At 38.7% G+C, this 17,557-nt stretch carries 18 protein-coding genes; 14 read left to right on the forward strand and 4 right to left on the reverse strand.

What is annotated here, in order from left to right; genetic code table 11:
- The first annotated feature begins 2 nt into the window (after positions 1-2).
- Genes trpB through HJP15_RS16945 form a run of 3 tightly spaced genes read left to right on the forward strand, consistent with a single transcriptional unit; the run spans position 3 to position 2,898 of the window.
- Positions 3-1,187, forward strand: coding sequence for a tryptophan synthase subunit beta (gene trpB / locus HJP15_RS16935; protein WP_170174212.1), 1,185 nt, complete (start codon positions 3-5; stop codon positions 1,185-1,187).
- Complete coding sequence (gene trpA / locus HJP15_RS16940; protein WP_170174213.1) at positions 1,184-2,011, forward strand: tryptophan synthase subunit alpha; 828 nt, start codon at positions 1,184-1,186, stop codon at positions 2,009-2,011. Before trpB ends, trpA begins: the two co-directional genes overlap by 4 nt.
- A 38-nt stretch (positions 2,012-2,049) precedes the next feature.
- Positions 2,050-2,898 carry an alpha/beta hydrolase gene (locus tag HJP15_RS16945; protein ID WP_170174214.1) on the forward strand — a complete coding sequence of 283 codons (849 nt, stop codon included), beginning with the start codon at positions 2,050-2,052 and terminating at the stop codon, positions 2,896-2,898.
- Positions 2,899-2,916: 18 nt separating this feature from the next.
- Here the strand turns inward: HJP15_RS16945 and HJP15_RS16950 are convergent, their stop codons facing one another.
- Positions 2,917-3,198, reverse strand: coding sequence for an HU family DNA-binding protein (locus tag HJP15_RS16950; protein WP_170174215.1), 282 nt, complete (start codon positions 3,196-3,198; stop codon positions 2,917-2,919).
- A gap of 197 nt (positions 3,199-3,395) precedes the next feature.
- Here HJP15_RS16950 and HJP15_RS16955 point away from each other — a divergent pair, with 197 nt between their 5' ends.
- Together HJP15_RS16955 and HJP15_RS16960 are read left to right on the forward strand one after the other, a co-directional pair.
- Positions 3,396-3,983 (forward strand): inner membrane-spanning protein YciB, encoded by a 588-nt coding sequence (locus HJP15_RS16955; protein ID WP_054206255.1) that lies wholly within the window; start codon positions 3,396-3,398, stop codon positions 3,981-3,983.
- 60 nt (positions 3,984-4,043) lie between these two features.
- On the forward strand, positions 4,044-4,685 hold the full coding sequence (locus HJP15_RS16960) for a CPBP family intramembrane glutamic endopeptidase (protein WP_054206254.1): 642 nt from the start codon (positions 4,044-4,046) through the stop codon (positions 4,683-4,685).
- Positions 4,686-4,734: 49 nt separating this feature from the next.
- On the opposite strand, the gene HJP15_RS16965 is transcribed toward HJP15_RS16960, so the two are convergent.
- Positions 4,735-6,159, reverse strand: coding sequence for a sodium-dependent transporter (locus HJP15_RS16965; protein ID WP_054206253.1), 1,425 nt, complete (start codon positions 6,157-6,159; stop codon positions 4,735-4,737).
- Between the two features lie 211 nt (positions 6,160-6,370).
- On the opposite strand from HJP15_RS16965, the gene HJP15_RS16970 reads away from it, so the two are divergent.
- From HJP15_RS16970 to HJP15_RS16990, 5 genes are all read left to right on the forward strand, one after another.
- Positions 6,371-6,673 (forward strand): YciI family protein, encoded by a 303-nt coding sequence (locus HJP15_RS16970; RefSeq protein ID WP_054206252.1) that lies wholly within the window; start codon positions 6,371-6,373, stop codon positions 6,671-6,673.
- A 390-nt stretch (positions 6,674-7,063) separates the two neighbouring features.
- A complete protein-coding gene (locus HJP15_RS16975; protein WP_054206251.1) occupies positions 7,064-7,327 on the forward strand; it encodes a PepSY domain-containing protein in 264 nt (87 codons plus the stop codon).
- 3 nt (positions 7,328-7,330) lie between these two features.
- Positions 7,331-8,005: a response regulator transcription factor gene (locus HJP15_RS16980; protein ID WP_016709350.1), complete on the forward strand. Its 675-nt coding sequence runs from the start codon at positions 7,331-7,333 to the stop codon at positions 8,003-8,005.
- A complete protein-coding gene (locus tag HJP15_RS16985) occupies positions 7,999-9,336 on the forward strand; it encodes an ATP-binding protein (RefSeq protein WP_054206250.1) in 1,338 nt (445 codons plus the stop codon). The genes HJP15_RS16980 and HJP15_RS16985 overlap by 7 nt, the downstream gene beginning before the upstream one ends.
- Complete coding sequence (locus HJP15_RS16990; RefSeq protein ID WP_170174216.1) at positions 9,323-9,730, forward strand: hypothetical protein; 408 nt, start codon at positions 9,323-9,325, stop codon at positions 9,728-9,730. Before HJP15_RS16985 ends, HJP15_RS16990 begins: the two co-directional genes overlap by 14 nt.
- A 63-nt stretch (positions 9,731-9,793) precedes the next feature.
- Here HJP15_RS16990 and HJP15_RS16995 read toward each other — a convergent pair whose 3' ends face one another.
- Entirely contained in the window at positions 9,794-10,834 is a 1,041-nt protein-coding gene (locus HJP15_RS16995; RefSeq protein ID WP_054206248.1) for an AI-2E family transporter, read from the reverse strand.
- 130 nt (positions 10,835-10,964) lie between these two features.
- Between HJP15_RS16995 and HJP15_RS17000 the strand changes: the two genes are divergently transcribed.
- Positions 10,965-11,858: a TIGR01777 family oxidoreductase gene (locus HJP15_RS17000; protein ID WP_170174217.1), complete on the forward strand. Its 894-nt coding sequence runs from the start codon at positions 10,965-10,967 to the stop codon at positions 11,856-11,858.
- A 136-nt stretch (positions 11,859-11,994) separates the two neighbouring features.
- Positions 11,995-13,167: a GGDEF domain-containing protein gene (locus HJP15_RS17005; RefSeq protein ID WP_054455470.1), complete on the forward strand. Its 1,173-nt coding sequence runs from the start codon at positions 11,995-11,997 to the stop codon at positions 13,165-13,167.
- Positions 13,168-13,733: 566 nt separating this feature from the next.
- On the opposite strand, the gene HJP15_RS17010 is transcribed toward HJP15_RS17005, so the two are convergent.
- Positions 13,734-14,195, reverse strand: a complete 462-nt coding sequence (locus HJP15_RS17010; RefSeq protein ID WP_170174218.1) for an ExbD/TolR family protein — start codon at positions 14,193-14,195, stop codon at positions 13,734-13,736.
- A 359-nt stretch (positions 14,196-14,554) separates the two neighbouring features.
- Here HJP15_RS17010 and HJP15_RS17015 point away from each other — a divergent pair, with 359 nt between their 5' ends.
- Together HJP15_RS17015 and HJP15_RS17020 are read left to right on the forward strand one after the other, a co-directional pair.
- Positions 14,555-14,959: a hypothetical protein gene (locus HJP15_RS17015; protein WP_405631904.1), complete on the forward strand. Its 405-nt coding sequence runs from the start codon at positions 14,555-14,557 to the stop codon at positions 14,957-14,959.
- A gap of 515 nt (positions 14,960-15,474) precedes the next feature.
- A complete protein-coding gene (locus tag HJP15_RS17020) occupies positions 15,475-17,328 on the forward strand; it encodes a TonB-dependent receptor plug domain-containing protein (RefSeq protein WP_170174219.1) in 1,854 nt (617 codons plus the stop codon).
- The last annotated feature ends 229 nt before the right edge of the window (positions 17,329-17,557 follow it).

A 17,557-nucleotide genomic window follows, 5' to 3' on the forward strand; every position in this document is an offset into this window, starting at 1 on the left:
ATATGAATAATCCAGCTTACTTTGGCGAATTTGGCGGCATGTTTGTCCCAGAATTGCTTGTTCCAGCGCTAAAACAACTAGAAAATGAGTTCAATAAATCACAAACAGATCCAGCTTTTCAAGTTGAACTTGAAAAGTTACTTAATGAATATGCCGGTCGCCCTACACCGCTTACATTAACCCGTAACTTAATTAAAAACCCAAAAGTAAAACTATACTTAAAACGTGAAGACTTACTCCATGGTGGCGCGCATAAAACCAACCAAGTATTAGGTCAAGCATTATTAACAAAGCGCATGGGCAAAAAAGAAGTTATTGCTGAAACGGGTGCCGGACAACACGGGGTAGCCACAGCACTTGCATGCGCACTACTGGGTTTAAAGTGCCGTATTTACATGGGCGCAAAAGACATTGAACGTCAGCAACCTAATGTATTCAGAATGAAACTAATGGGCGCAGAAGTTATTCCTGTAACCGCAGGCTCTGGCACACTTAAAGATGCTGTAAATGAAGCGCTGCGTGACTGGTCAGCAAATTATAAAGAAGCACACTATTTACTGGGCACAGCCGCAGGCCCTCACCCATTCCCAACCATTGTCCGTGAGTTTCAAAAGGTAATTGGTGAAGAAGCAAAAGAACAAATATTAAAAGCAGAAGGTCGTTTGCCTGATGCTGTACTAGCCTGTGTTGGTGGTGGCTCTAACGCCATTGGTATGTTTACTGACTTTATTGACGAACCTAGTGTTAAATTAATCGGGGTCGAGCCTGCGGGTAAAGGCCTTGATACTCACGAACATGGCGCAACAATTTGCAAAGGCACCAAAGGTATTTTACACGGTACATATACTTATATTATGCAAAACGATGATGGCCAGATAGAGGAATCATACTCTGTTTCAGCAGGTCTTGATTACCCTGCAGTGGGCCCACAACATGCATTTTTACATGAAACTGGCCGGGCTCAGTATGTGGGTATTACAGATACAGAAGCACTTGAAGCATTTCAGCTACTGGCTAAAAATGAAGGGATTATTCCTGCGCTAGAATCAAGCCATGCGCTTGCTTACGCACTCAAGTATGCGGAGCAGCTAACTGAGGAGTCCATTTTAGTGGTCAATTTAAGTGGCCGTGGTGATAAAGACTTAGCACATGTTATGGATGTACTTTCAAAAGGAGAAAACGCATGAGCCAAACTGACCAAAAAACCGACCGCTACGGCAAAATGTTTGCAACATTAAGCGAGCAAAATCAAGGCTCATTTGTCCCATTTGTGACTATAGGTGACCCAAATAAAGAGCTTAGTGTTGAAATAATTAAAAGTTTAATTGATGGTGGCGCAGATGCGCTTGAATTAGGGATCCCATTTTCAGACCCTATTGCTGATGGCCCGGTTATTCAAGCGGCAAACATTCGCGCCCTTGATGTACACATTAACACGCAAGATTGTTTTGATATCATTAAGCAAGTGCGCCAATACAATGCAGATATTCCAATTGGCTTACTGTTATATTCAAACTTGGTGTTTAAACGGGGCCTAGAAGCTTTTTATAAAGATGCCAAAGCGGTCGGTGTTGATTCAATTTTAGTGGCTGACGTACCACTTCACGAATCTAAAATGTTTCGACAAGCTGCAATGAGTAATGACATAGATCCAATTTTTATCGCCACACCAAATGCACCAGACGATACACTTAGAGAGTGCGCCTCTTACGGCCGCGGCTATACCTATTTGCTTTCACGTGCTGGTGTGACAGGTACTGAGATCAAAGCACAAATGCCAGCGAACTCTATTGTTACTAAACTAAAAGAGTATCACAGTGCACCAGCATTACTCGGTTTTGGTATTTCAACACCAGATGATGTAAAAGCAGCCTTGGTAGCGGGCGCAGCCGGCGTAATATCAGGCTCTGCGGTGGTTAAAATCATCGAAACAAACCTTGATAACCCACAAACAATGCTCAATGAATTAAAAGCATTTGTGGCTAAAATGAAAGCCGCGACGGCTCTTTAACTAAATAGGCAGCAAAGTCCTCTTTGCTGCCTAAATGTATGAAACCTGTATTTTCACTTTGTAACAAGCTGGCAAAGTTAGTTAGCTTAATAACCTTCCTGTATTTTTTTATCGCAGCAGTAACGCTTGCCTTGTTTAGTGATTATTTTATATTTAAAGGTAATGATTTAACTTTAAAAACTGAGCAAAAAACCCTTAACATAGATGATCATACCACGACCAAGTATCACCTGTTTGGTGATTTAAATAATCAACAATGCGTTATATTCTTCCCTGGACGACATGGCTTACTTAGCCACTATCAAATTCTGTTTACTAAACTAAACCAACAAGGAATTACTGTTTACGCACTGTCGTACCCAGGTTTTGAAGGCGCCATTGGGCAAGCAAGACAATCTAGTATCACTCAGTTAAATGACAGAACAATTAGAACTATATTTAAAAACAGTCAATGCAATTTACAAACAACTGTGTTTACTGGGCGTTCATTAGGTAGTTTTCTGGCATTGAGTAGCGCCGCAACACACCATCCAGCCGGGATCATTGTAGACAGTGTACCTGTATCGTTATCGGATTCAATGGATAGAGAATTAAAAACCAAGTGGTACTTAAAACCAATGTCACTGCTACCACTTAATCTATTAATAAAAAATGTTAGATTAACCGATTTACTCGCCCCGATTGAACCATTATACGATCAGCAAAGTATTGTAATAATACAAGGCGAAAGTGATGTGATCACACCACTCTCATCGCTACAAAACACTCTAAAGTCATACCATCGAGTGAAGTTAATACAAATAAAAAAAGCTGATCACAGTAATGTATTTATTCTAGGTGAACAAACCTATATTGAATACATCCTACGGAATGTAGATAAAAAATAGAAAGGCAGAGCAGCTGAACTATTCGCTTATTTGTAATTGATCTTTAAATGCTTTAGCTGCTTTAAAAACCGGTTTGTTAGCTCCTTCAATTTCAATCACTGCGCCCGTTTGCGGATTACGCCCTGCTCTTGCCGGATAATAACTTAACGCAAACGTACCTAAACCATTAACTTGCACTTGATCGCCTTCTGATAATGACTTAGTTATAGCCGCTAACATACTCTCTAAAGCTGCTTTAGAGTCTTTTTTAGTTAATTCACTGTGTGCTGACATGGCACTGATAAGTTCTGCTTTATTCATAAAATGCTCCTAAAGACGCCGCTAAACCTAACTAGGTTCACGGATTTTGGTAATGGTCGAATACAAAGCCAAGCAGGCTAAGGGTTAGTTACCCCTAAGTCAACCTTGTAAAGAACACAATAAGTTGATACAACCACTGCAATTATTTTGGTGTTATACAAGTTTTATCAAATTGGTATTAAAATTACGGGCATTCTATGCATGCAATAATTGAATTCATTCCGCTTATTTTATTTTTTGTGGTCTTTAAATTGACTGATATCTACTGGGCAACAGCCCTATTAATGGCTGCCACATTGATTCAGGTGACTTACTCTTATTTTAAAACAGGTAATGTCCCTGTACGCCAATGGCTATTTTTTGCCATTGCCATCATTTTGGGCACGCTGACACTGGTTTTTCATGATGAACAGTTTGTTAAATTTAAAGCGACCATTATTTATGCGGTAATTTCTTTAAGCTTACTCATCAGCCGCTACTTTTTTGGCAAAAACTTAGTCAAGAAAGCACTGAGTTCAGTTTTGCAAACAGCATTTGAATCAGAGCAAGAGGTTGCCGTACCAGAGTCTCTCTGGGATAAACTCAACATGTTATGGATGGCCATTACTGCCGGAATATCAGCATTAAACATTTACATTGCCTATAACTTCTCACTCGATTTTTGGGTTAACTTCAAAGTATTTGGTTTAATGGGGATTACTTTTATCAGTATTTTTACCACTATGATCATATTGTATAAATACTTACCTGATGAAGATGACGAAGTCGATAGTAAACACCTTTAACGTCATAAATCTGTCGTCTTTACTTGTTAGCCTAGGATACAAAATCACGCTGAGACGACCTTGAACGCCAATCAATACCGCTGGTTTGAATTTACACTTATATTTATTTGCTTGCCTTTAATTGGGTTTTATCTGCGTGCTTATTTAGCAAACTGGCTGATCCCCGCACTTATTATATTAATGAGTGTATGCGGCATGCTCTTACTTGGTGATCCTCACTTTAAACGCTTTAGGATTACCAGCCTTGGCCAATTTTCGGCTGTTAAACGTCGGTTGTTTAGTTTCTTTTTTATAGGTGCTCTATTTTCTGGCGTATTCTACGGAATAATTAATCAAGGAAATTGGTTTGTTATGCCACGAAACTCACTTCAAGACTGGTTAATGTTACTCATTCTTTATCCTGTTTTGTCTGTGATGCCACAAGAATTAATATTTAGAACCTACTTTTTTCATCGATATAAGCGCATTATGCCAAACAAAACGGTGCGAATTCTCGTCAGTGCCACGGTGTTTGCATTAGCGCATATTGTTTATGCTAATTGGGTGGCTGTAATACTCGCATTTATTGGCGGTTTATTATTTGCGTTCACCTATGCACAAAGCCGTTCGACGTTTGTGTGTGTAATTGAGCATAGCTTGTGGGGCTTGTGGATGTTTACATTGGGGATAGGACAATATTTAGATTCTGCAATAGTGCCTTAAACAAAAGCCGCGCTAAATAGCGCGGCTTTTGAATCAAAAACTACCTAACTTAAAAACCAAATATACTCACTGCAAAAAATTTCGTCGCAACAGTATTTACCAATATTACTGTTAATATCACAGGAATAAACGTAGAAAGAGAAAAGTTTACGTACTTTTCAGTAAAGCTACCCGCATAACTAGGGCAACCTTGGCTTAACTCTTCACTTAAGCGAACTTTCTTCCAGCGGTACATAACAAATAAACATACCATCAAACCATTAAGCGGTAAAATTGTGTCGTAAAACACATCATACACAATATCAAATAAGCTTTTTGAACCACCGCCATAGTTGGTAAATGATGTTAATCCTTCAACCATACCAAATGACATTGTGCACAATACTGTCAGTACACCAATACTACCCGTTAAGATAAGCAACGCCATTTTACGGCTGATACCTTTACGATCACATAATGTTGCCGTTGGTACTTCAACGATTGATACTAATGATGTTATCGCCGCAAAAAATACTAATAAGAAAAAGATAAACGCAACAATTGATGCGCCTACATAACCTATATCAGTTTGTAGTGCTAACAATATTTTTGGTAAAAATTCAAAAATCATTGATACAGAAGAATCTGAAAGCTTAGTTGGGTCTGTCTCAGGATTAAAACTAAAGATTGCTGGTAACACCATTAAGCCGGCAATAAATGCAACTAACGAATCTGTAACCGCAACCATTTTAGCACTGCCTACAATGTCGTCTTTTTTAGAAATATACGATGCATAGGTCATTAAAATACCCATACCTAAAGACAATGAAAAGAATGCTTGTGCTAATGCACCATTGAGTACGCTCGCGTTCATTTTAGTAAAGTCAGGGATAATATAGTATTTAACACCTGCCATAGCATTATCAAGGGTCAGTACATAAACAACCAACGCGATTAATAATACAAACAACGCGGGCATTAAAAATTTCGCTGCCTTTTCAATCCCTTGCTTAACACCACCGACAAGAATCAAGTTAACAATTAGCGCCACAACCGCCATATAACCGAACACGCTTGAGCTATTTATAAATACCCCAAAACTTTTAGGGTCAGCCAACATATCTAAATTACCGAGTGCTACTTGACTTAAATAACCAAATATCCACACGGTGATAACCATATAAAAAACAGCAATCATAAAGGGGGTTAATACAGCTAAAAAGCCTGCAAACGTCCACTTTTTATCATTACCAGAGAGCAACTTATATGCATTTAATGGATCTTTTTGTGCTTGGCGGCCCATTGCCATCTCAGCCATCATTACGGGTAAACAAATAAAAACGACAAACAGTGCATAAATAAGTAAGAATGCACCACCACCATTTTTTGTTGCCGAGACAGGAAACCCAACTAAGTTACCTATACCAACTGCAGAGCCTGCCGCTGCTAATATAAAACCTAGGCGAGAGCTAAAGTGCTCACGATTATCGCTCATTTAAAAACCTTATTATTATTTTTTAACATCCCAGCGACTCTAACAGTGTTGTGCTGGGCTTTTCAAGCATATTCAGTTTAAAAGTATAATGTGGCTGTAAACCACACAGTCAACAAATCAAAGGTTAAGTAATCGCAATTTATTCGCCTAACAGATCTGCTGTGCTAATATCGAAACAATTTCAATAATATTAAAATGTAGAGAACACACTATGCTGTATATGATTTACTCAACTGATGTTGACAAGAGCTTAGCGTTTAGAAAGGCAGCCCGACCAGCCCATTTAGCACGTTTACAAGAGCTAAATGAACAAGGCAGATTACTCACTGCAGGCCCTCTTCCTGCAGTTGATAATGATGACCCAGGTGAAGCTGGTTTTACAGGCTCTTTAGTTATTGCTGAATTTAACTCGTTAGAAGCTGCACGTGAATGGGCTGCTGCCGACCCTTATGTCAGTGGTGGGGTATATGACAATTCTGTTGTTAAACCCTTTAAAAAAGTATTCCCAGCTTAAACCTTAAAATTATACCCAAACCAACTCAAGATGCAGAATTCAGCGCTTCACAGAGTTGGTTTAAAAGCGAATTATACGGCGTTATTGATTTGAACAATAGAACCACTATTATACCAATCAGCGTAGATATGGGGTCTATTTAATGACAAGAACACTGCGCTATAACGGGCGTGCCTAAATCGCTTTTAATTCCAACTGAAACGCGCATATTGAAGTGGCTTGGATATATCCCTAGTCTCATAATTGCAATTTGAGCTGCACAGTTCAGTGTTTGTTCACGAGTTGTTAATTAAACTCGTCCAGCTTAAATCATGTTTTTCATGATTTTTACTTGAGTTTTAGCTAGTTGGTTCATTAAACTAACAAGGTCTGGTTTAGGAGTTGCCCATCATGCGTATGTTATTAGCCCTTGGCGTCGTCATTTTTACACTATTTTCGTTCTCTTTTTCGAATAATAGTTATGCTGACTCTCAGGTAAATAAAACACCCATCACAAAAAAACAAGCGGTTGAGCTTGCTAAAAAAATAGAAGATGGTAAAACTCTCAAAATTACCGTACAAAATGACGTTTATACCGTAAGAATATTAAAAGCTGACGGCCATGTTGTCGACATTCACGTAAATAAAAAAACCGGCGAAGCGAAAAAGGATTAAAAAATGCGAATTTTAGTAATTGAAGATGATTTACACCTAGCAGATAATCTACGCAATGCATTAGAAAAAGAACGCTATAGTGTTGATCTATGTCATGACGGCGAAGCTGGTTTATTCCATATCACTGAATACCCTCTTGATATGGCGGTCGTTGATTTAGGTTTACCAAAAATAGATGGTATTGAACTTATCAATAAAGCGCGAGCGCAAGGGATTACCATTCCTATACTTATATTAACTGCACGCGATCGTTGGCAAGATAAAGTAGAAGGCCTTGATGCGGGCGCTGATGACTATCTAACAAAACCATTTCATGTTGAAGAATTGATTGCACGTTGTAATGCCCTCATTCGACGCAGTGCAGGTAAAGCAAATCCAGAAATGACTGCTGGACCAATTAAAATTCATACGCGCTCACAACAAGTATGGGTTGATGACAGAGAATTAAGCCTGACGGCCTATGAATACAAAGTTCTTGAGTATTTAATGGTTAACCCTCAAAAAGTAATCTCTAAATCTGAATTAACCGAGCATATTTATGATCAAGATTTTGATTTAGATTCAAACGTCATTGAAGTATTCGTACTGCGCTTACGTAAAAAGCTCGACCCTGATGGCACACTAAACCCGGTAGAAACCCTACGTGGACGTGGTTACAGGCTCAAAAGCCAGTGGTAGCGTCGCAAATATCGCTTAAAATAAGGCAAGGATTTATCCTTGTCTTTGTTTTATTGGTCGCCTTACCTATTTTATTTTTCTCTATTGGTAAGGCGTACTACGCGTCATTAATCGAAGCCACCGAAAAAACCCTCGAAGCCCATTTATACTCATTAATTTCAGAGGTTGATTTTACGGAACGCGGCATTATTATGCCCAGTACCATTTTAGCCCCAGAACTGAACCGTTTAAATTCTGATACGTATGCAATGATCTATCGCGATGAACAGCCCGTTTGGCATTCTGAGTCTGCGGTTAATGTAAATTTTGCCCCACAAAGTATCGAAGCGCGTGCTGGCTCTGCTGATTTTCGCCGTATTGAGTACAAAGGGACTGCTTATTGGCAATTAAGTCTAACGGTCATTTTAGGTAATATTGATCAATCGGAACAAGCGCGCTTTATATTATTAAAGCGTAATGATGCCCTACTGCGTTTAATGGACGGTTTTAAACAAACACTCGTCAATTGGATGTATGTAATGGGTGTTGCAATAGCAGCATTAATGGCTATTGGGTTTGTTTGGAGCGCACGTCCGCTACAGCGTCTTGATAAAGAGATAAAAGCCATTGAATCGGGTGATATTCAAGAAATAAAAGGCCTATATCCCATAGAGCTGCAAACAATAAAAGCTGATTTAAATCTACTACTGCAGACCCAACAACGTCAAAAAGAGCGTTATCGAGCTTCTTTAAGTGACTTAGCACACGCGCTTAAAACGCCTTTGGCCGTGTTAAAATCAAGTCCACTGGCCAATGACGCTGATGCTCAAGAACAACTTGATCGTATCAACGTGATGATCGAACATCAATTAAAGCGAGCTGCAACTGGTGCAGCTGATACATGGAAAAAACAAACCATGATCAAGCCTGTTATTGATTCAATACTCAGTGCTATGAGCAAAGTTTACCGAGACAAAGATATTATTTTTACTTGCGATGTCACTGACAAGCAGTACTTTTTAGGTGATAAAACCGATTTGCTTGAATTATTAGGTAATTTAATTGATAACGCATGTAAAGCGTGTCGTTCACAAGTGGCTATCCATGTAATACAAGATAAAAACCTCAGCGTTGCTATAAGTGATGATGGCCCTGGCGTACCAATTGATAAACGTGAGTCTTTACTCACTCGCGGAACTCGTTTAGATACATATGAAAATGGCCATGGTGTAGGAATGGCAATTGTGTCAGATTTAGTAAAATCGTATAACGGGACACTTACCATTTTAGATTCTCACACCTTAAATGGTGCTAACTTTATATTAGAGTTTAATTATAATGATAAAAAATAATAGCTTAATTTTACTATGTGCATTAATACTGCTCTTTACTGAAGATGCTTTAAGTATGGATGACTGTATCTTAGATGATAAAGCGACTACCAATGAAGCTAAAAAGTATATTCAATGTTTAGATAGAAACATTGCTAACTTAAAGAGAACACAAAAAACGTGGATCAATAAGCTCAACTTAGATTTAGAAAAAATTCAAGAGGATACGGGGAACACGCAACTTTTACCTATATTTACTCGTAGTTTAACTTCTCACACTCGCTTTTTAGAAGACAACTGCCGTTGGCGCTATCTGCAAAAGATGCCCAACGCCACCCAAGCGGCAATAGTATATAAACGCTGTGAGATTTTACTATTAGATCAATACATAGCCACTTTAAAACAACCTTTATAGGTAGCGTAATGCACACCTAAGTAACCAACACAGGTAACGTGTTGGTTACAATTTTAGTCAAAGCTATTCTTTTGACCCTTCTAGTTCTTCACCATTTCCTAATAAAGTTGCTAGCCATCGGCCTTCTTCACTGGTCTCGAGTGCGATTTTCACTATCATTGTTAATGGTACAGACAGTAACATGCCAACCGTACCTAATAGCCAGCCCCAAAAAATCAATGACAAAAATACGACTAATGTAGATAAACCAAGCCCCTTACCCATGTACTTTGGCTCAACAATATTACCCATAACTGTATTAATTGTTAAGTAACCCGCCCCAACAAAACCAGCGATTAAAGGGCCTTGGGTTATTAATGCAAGGAGAACCGCAGGAATAGCAGCAATAATAGAACCGATATTAGGGATATAATTAAACATGAAGGCGATTACCCCCCACAACACAAAGTAGTCAACGTTCAAAGTCCACAATAATAATGCTGCCAGTAAACCCGTACCAAGACTCACCACCGTTTTAATCGCTAAATATGAGTTAATTGAATTTAAGAAGCGGTCTATCTGCTTCATCTTCATATCAGGATCATCTAACGCCATATGAATTTTATGGCTTAACATTGGCCCTTCAAATAACATAAATACTACGGTCAAAATAATTAAGAATAGGTTTGCCATCACTCCACCAAGCCCAGTTAACATACCTGTGGCAACATCAATCATTTTTCCGGGATCAAACATCGATATGAGCTGTTCTTTATTAATTAATATGTTATAGCTCGCAGCGACATCCACCAGCCAAATAAACTCTTCTTTAAGTTGTGCTTTATATTGTGGTAAATCTTGTGAAAAATCAGTGAGTGATTGACCAACTAGACCACCAAGACTTACACCGACACCCACTACCATTAGCATGACAAGCATAATGGCAATACCTTTCGGTATTTTATAGCGACCAAAAAAGCTTAATAAAGGATTACAAATAATGGCAATAAATCCAGCTAATACAAACGGGATAACAATAACACTTGCTGCTTTTATACCTGCTAAACCAATTACTAATGCCGCGAAAATAACTAAACTTTTGTTTACTCCAGTTAATCCAGCCAAACTATAATCCTTGAAAATAAAAACTGCGGTTAGTGTATGTGAAAAGTTAATCAAATGAAATATTTGCAAAGTGATCAAAGCCGTCTATCTTTCGTATAACATTAATATTGCTACTAAAAAGAAACCTCTTATGCACATATTGATCACTGGCGCGACTGGCTTAATCGGCGGCTATTTATGCTCCGCATTGAACAAGGACCATAAGCTAACAGTACTTACTCGCAATATAAGTAAAGCAACGCAACAACTTGGACCAAACATTCATTACATTGATGACCTCACTAGCGTTGATTTTAACGACCTAGATTGTGTTATTAACTTGGCGGGTGAACCCATTGTAAATAAACGTTGGAGTAATAAACAAAAGTGTATTCTGCGTAATAGTCGTATTACACTGACCCAACAAATTAGTAATGCGATAAAGCAATGCCATACACCACCGCATACGTTTATATCAGGCAGTGCTATAGGGTTTTATGGCAGGCAATCCAGCACCCACATTGACGAGCAGTTTGTTGATGTAACACCTGAATTTAGCCACCACCTATGTAATGATTGGGAACAAGCAGCACTGAGTGCTCAGTCAACTGATACCCGCGTATGCTTACTACGTACCGGTATCGTCTTAGCAAATAATAACGGTGCTTTAGCAAAAATGCTGCCCCCCTTTAAACTGGGTTTAGGTGGACCTATTGGCAGTGGTCGCCAAGGTATGTCATGGATACATATTGAGGATATGATTAATCTAATTATCCACATGCTCACGCATTCACAACTCAGTGGTGCAATTAATATGACCGCACCAGCGCCAGTATCAAATGCCGAGTTTAGTCAACATTTAGGGAAAGCATTGAACCGCCCCGCTAAAATTACAATGCCTGCATGGATACTAAAATTAGCAATGGGTGAAATGGCTGATTTATTACTTTACGGTCAATATGTACAACCGAAAAAAGCACTTAATAGCCACTATAATTTTAGTTACCCTACATTGGACCTAGCATTAGAAAACCTATTGGGATGATAATAAATAACCATAAGATGAGAATCAAAAAACAATAATTTAATACTACCTTGCTATTTAAACGCTAATAAATAATACTTGCATCACAATTGTAATTATTGACTTAAATCGGTCAATCGAGCTGAGCAAATTATTAATGCTTCATTTACCTACTGTAATTAGCATATCGCTGCTGTTGAATATACTCATCGGCGGCTTTTTTATTACCGTTTATAATTATAAAAAACAACGGTGTTACTTATATTTAGGGGCTTCTTGTGCTGTGTTTGTTGTTGCACAAATTTTTGCTTGTTTACGTATTGTTTTAGACAATACATTTATTACCCACTACCTTGCTGATTTGTGCATAATAATTAGCCCTGTATTGGCGATTATTGGTTTACAAAAAGTGACTCATACTCATAGCCGTACTAGCCGTCATTTTTTAACCTTAATTTTTGTAAGTGCTATTATATTACTCCCTATTTACGCGGTTACCGCTGGGCAAATGGTCACTAGCATTATTATTGCAACGCTCTTTATGTACGCAGCTTATCTAGTACATAAAATGAAATGCGCCGCTCCTATACAGCAAAAAATACTCTCAGCGTGTTTTATTAGCCACAGTATTATTATGTACATACAAAGTATGATGCTAGCAGCCCCGCATATAACAAATACAGTGCTTGATTTTCATCAACCTCTACAGGCTATTTTGATCAACCACATTATTTTGGCAACTGCTACAGCCCTAGTATTACCATTTTTATTATTTGTAAATATTGAAGAAAAACTTCAACGCCTTGTCAACCACGATACGTTAACGTGCTTGTTAAATCGTCGTGGGTTTTTTATGCAAGGACAAGCACTGCTAAAACAAGGTATTGCACATCAACAATCTTTTGCTGTTGTTATGATCGATATAGATCATTTTAAAAGAGTGAATGATAGATATGGTCACAGCACGGGTGATACCGCAATAAAATGGATTGCTCAACATATTATGGCACAGCTGAATGACCACGATATTGCTGCGCGTATTGGTGGTGAAGAGTTTGCCTTATTGCTCCCAGATCAATCGTTATATCAAGCTAAAGAAACTGCACAGCGCTTGTGTGATGCCATAAGGGAACATAGCTTACACTTTAAAGGTAACTCTATTGATTTATCAGTAAGTGTAGGGATCAGTAGCAGTTATGATGCGAATGCATCTATTAAGACACTGTTAGATCAAGCTGACAAGCGTTTATATATTGCAAAAGCTAAAGGCAGAGATCAAGTTGTTATTTGCGACCATCAAGCAGGTCAAATGGTAAACAACACAATGTAAATGCAGCTTTCTTGATTCACTTTTAGAGACTGGATTTACATGCTTAATCAGGCTCCAAAATTAGCATTTCCTATCGCTTTATAGATTATACTAATCTGCGTAGATATGGGGTCTATTTAATGACAAGAAAATTGCGCTATAACTAGGGCGTGTTGACCTTTGTGGATTGAAATTTGTTCAATCTAGGAGCGATTTAATCGCGGCGCGAGGTTTGTAACCTAGCGGGCTCGATAACTGCTCCTGCGTTATTCTACTAGCTCACATCCATGTGAGAATAAGTAAAAACCGAGCAAAGCTTCCGCGTCCTGCTCACGCCCCTTACCTACATCCGTGTAGGTAACAAAGAGTTAATCGCCCCTAGGAAGAACCCTTTGGGCAGCGCATGTTTGGCATTTATCCTGCGTTATCGCCTATTTATGGGGAACAACCACACAGTATAGGCGCTGCCTTGCCTAAATACCAAATAGACTGCTGCAAAATCAATCACGAAAGGTCAACACGCCCTAGGCAAAAATCTTTATATCTAGTTGTTCTAAATAAAAATTTCAACAACGTTATAGCGTGATTTAGTTCGTTAAATTGTTCAAATATTTATGCCGATTGGTATTACCCCAGACAATATGCGTAATCCCTTGCTTTTTGAATATATCAGTAGCTTCAAGACTCAAACTCAATGGCACATCATCCGCTACAAATAACCACACTCGATCAGTCGGGAGCTCAGAGAGCATCTCAAAAATCAGTTGGTTTATAGCTTCTTTTTCACTGAGATTGTATGTTGTTTTATCATGTGAAAATCGCAACGATCCACTGCGATTCAATGAGACTCTAATGGCTGGGTTGTGCGCGCACCAGTTGCGATAACTACCACAATTATCAAGCATTGTGCCTTTAATTACCTCAACTGCGGTCTCTTTTTGAAAAGAAAACAACATAACAAAAAAAATTAACAATACAAAACCTAAATCCATGTAAGGATGGGTATTTAAAACGCCTGTAGTTAATCCATTTTTTCGTTTTTTTCTCATACTGTATACTCCTGCCTAATACAGCCATTCATTTATTGGTAACTTTTGTATACCTGCTGTGACTAACTCACTGAGTATTTCTATAAACGGCTCTATAATTCTTTGCGCGACACTTCGGCTTAACCACCAGTGTGAATAACATTTTTAACGAATAACACATGTTTATGCAAACTTTGAAATACAGTGCACAGTATCTGACATGCTTTTTAAACAGCCTTTTTCATTACTTTTTATATCTATTGCCATTAATGTTTACAGTAAACTTTACATCTGCACTGTTTAGTCACACACTAAATCATCACTAATAAGTTTCTAAAATCAGAATGAAATCATTTATTACACTTTGCACTATTACGCTTATGTTACTTTTAAACGGTTGTGGTAGTGAAGATTCACCAAAAGGTGAAAACAATACACCAGGCAATAGCGCCGCATTATTCTTTGATGTGTTATATAACGAAAAAGATCTTACTAAAGCCAGTAGTATGGCTACGCCAAAAATGGCTAGGATCATGAAGTCCTATGGCACCGCTAAACAATTTGCACGAAACTTAATTAACATGCAATTTGATGAAGTGACGATTGAAGTTGATATGACCAATATGAGCTTGAGAGAGCAATATGGTGACAAAGCAAATATTAACCTCATTTTTACCGGCTATCTTAATGGGAATAAAGTCGATGATATGCGCAGTGTAAAAATGGTACGTAAAAAAGGCAACTGGTACGTTGATAAAATAAATGCAGACCCTTTCGCACGCTAAATCTAAACATAATTGCAAGCCTTGTTTATAACAAGGCACGTACTTTAACTGACTTTGCAGCCTCTAACAAATATCAGGTTACCGAGGTTTGGAATCGAGCGGGCTAAGTAAACCCGCGTCCTGCTCACGCCCCTAGAAATAACCCTTTGGACAGCGCGCCTGTTTGGCATTTATACTGCATTATCGCCTATTTATGAGAAACACCACACACCATAGGCGCTGCCTTGCCTAAATACCAAATAGACTGCTGCAAAATCAATCACTAAAGGTCAACACACCCTAGCTATATTCAGGATTGCCCACACCCCTAGTTCAAAATCCTTTTACATGTATAGCCACACCACCCCATTCGCTAAGTGATTAAAACGCCTAAATATTGAAGCAATATGTTGTGTTTATAAAGTATAAGTAAATGCAATTTTCTCGCATTAAGATACAATGGCGCCACAATCAAAGTTATTAAATATTAGCCCCTAAGCGCTACTTTGTAGACTACGCGAAAAAGAGAACTTAAGATGATCCGAACGGTACACCTCACTCTACCAGCCTTATTATGTAGTATATCAACGTTGTCATTCGCAGCAGACGAGACCGATACAAAAAGTATAGAAAAAATCACTATTGAAGCGTCACCAACAGCGAACAAAGAACCTGTCGGTACCTTCGACTCTCCAGTTTCTAACTTAGAATACGACCCTCGGGTTGATTTACAATCACGCAATATGGCTGAAGCGCAAGCAGATGTGACTATTCGCGGCGGTATTTTTGAAAACACTGGTTTTAGAGTCGGCAGCGCCACTTTATTTGATCCACAGTCAGGCCATTACTTTGCTGAAATTCCTATTGCGCCACAGATGTTAACGAGCCCTAAAGTCATAACAGGGGTAGATAACGCACTTTATGGTGTCAATAGTTCAGTCGGAACGGTCTCTTTTGGTTGGAAGCCAATTAACACAGGAGGTAGTGTATCGCTTGGTGCTGGTAATAATGATTTTAATCGACAAAGCTTACATGGCGCTGTTAGCCTACCGCTAGAGGGAGTTAATGAGTGGCGTGTGGGAGTTGAAGGTGAGTTTTCTCACTCTCAAAGCGATGGCTCAATTGATAATGGCGATCATGACTTTAGCCGCGCATCAACACGTGTACAATTAACCGGCCCTCAATCACAAACCGACCTGTTCTTTGGCTATCAAGAAAAGTTTTTTGGCTGGCCAAATATGTATACGCCATTTAATGTAAATGAAACCGAAGATCTTGAAACCCGCTTAGTGATGCTAAACCATAAGCAAGAATACGCAGCCGACAGTGAGTTTGAAATATCTGCATACTATCGTAAACATAACGACCATTATGTTTTTTCACGTGAAAACCCATCTATGTTTGAGGCGTTTCATGAGAGCGAAGTAAAATCACTGGCGCTCTCAGGTCGTCATGCTCGCAATGATTCATTCGCGCTCAATTACTCTGCGCAGTATATTGAAGATTCGATTGAATCAACGACTTTAGAAAATAACTTTACGTCGCGCAGTTACTATAAGGTCAGTATTTTACCTGAATATAAAGTAACACTTGAAACTAATCAAAGCATTACTATGCGCCTTGGTGCCACTTTTGATGATACAAATAGAGACGATTCTGACATTTCACTCATTGGTGATGTTACTTGGAATACAGTAACCCAAGATGGTACTAAACGAGCACTTTATTTATCGTACGCACAAGCAAGCCAAGTGGCTGGTTATACTGCCATTGGCGGTAGTGACTCTGGAGGCTTATTTAGAAGTAACTATTCGCTTGAACGTGAAGTAACTAAAAACCTAGAACTAGGCTTACTTTTTGAGCAGCAAAATTGGGTGTTTAACTCTGCCCTCTTTTATCGCCAAGATGAAAATTTAACCGATTGGACCTACAGTTTAAATTCAACATCAGCCCGCTTTGCAAACCCGGTTGATATTGATACATCTGGCGTTGAATTTTTTGCCACTAAACATTTTGATACCGCAGAAGTTATTGCAAGCTACACCTTCTTAAATAAATCAGAAGATTATGGCGTTGCAGACATAGATGCTAGTTTTTACGCATTAAACTACCCTGATCACAGGCTAACCCTTGGCGCGATTTGGACCCCAAGCGATTTACTTGAGTTTCGCATTGATAATGAATGGCGTAAACAACACGAAAACACGCTTAGAAATGGTGATGATGACGCGTTATTTACGCACCTAACCTTAAAAATAACGCCACATCAATTTGAAAACTTTTTTATTACGCTTGCAGCGGATAACGTGTGGGGCGAATCATTTGAAGAGATCCCAGGCACCCCAGGACGTGGTGAACAATATACACTCAGTGCAACCTACAGCTGGTAACAGCATATAAAGCCTTCGCAAAGGAGGTTTTAGTTCCTATAACCCAACCATCTCAAGATGCTGTTTCAGTAGGAATTTAAAGCGATTTAGGCAAGGTATTGATTGCAAACAATAGTGTTTTTATTATTAAAATCAATATCTTATAAAGTTTACGCAGTATAAATCGCTTTAAAACCAACCCGTTGGGCGTTTCACAGGGACTTACTCTCATCGTTGTACTTCTTAAAAG

Origin of the sequence: Pseudoalteromonas sp. NEC-BIFX-2020_002, from assembly GCF_013002825.1 — a bacterium.
Taxonomy (GTDB): Bacteria; Pseudomonadota; Gammaproteobacteria; order Enterobacterales; family Alteromonadaceae; genus Pseudoalteromonas; species Pseudoalteromonas neustonica.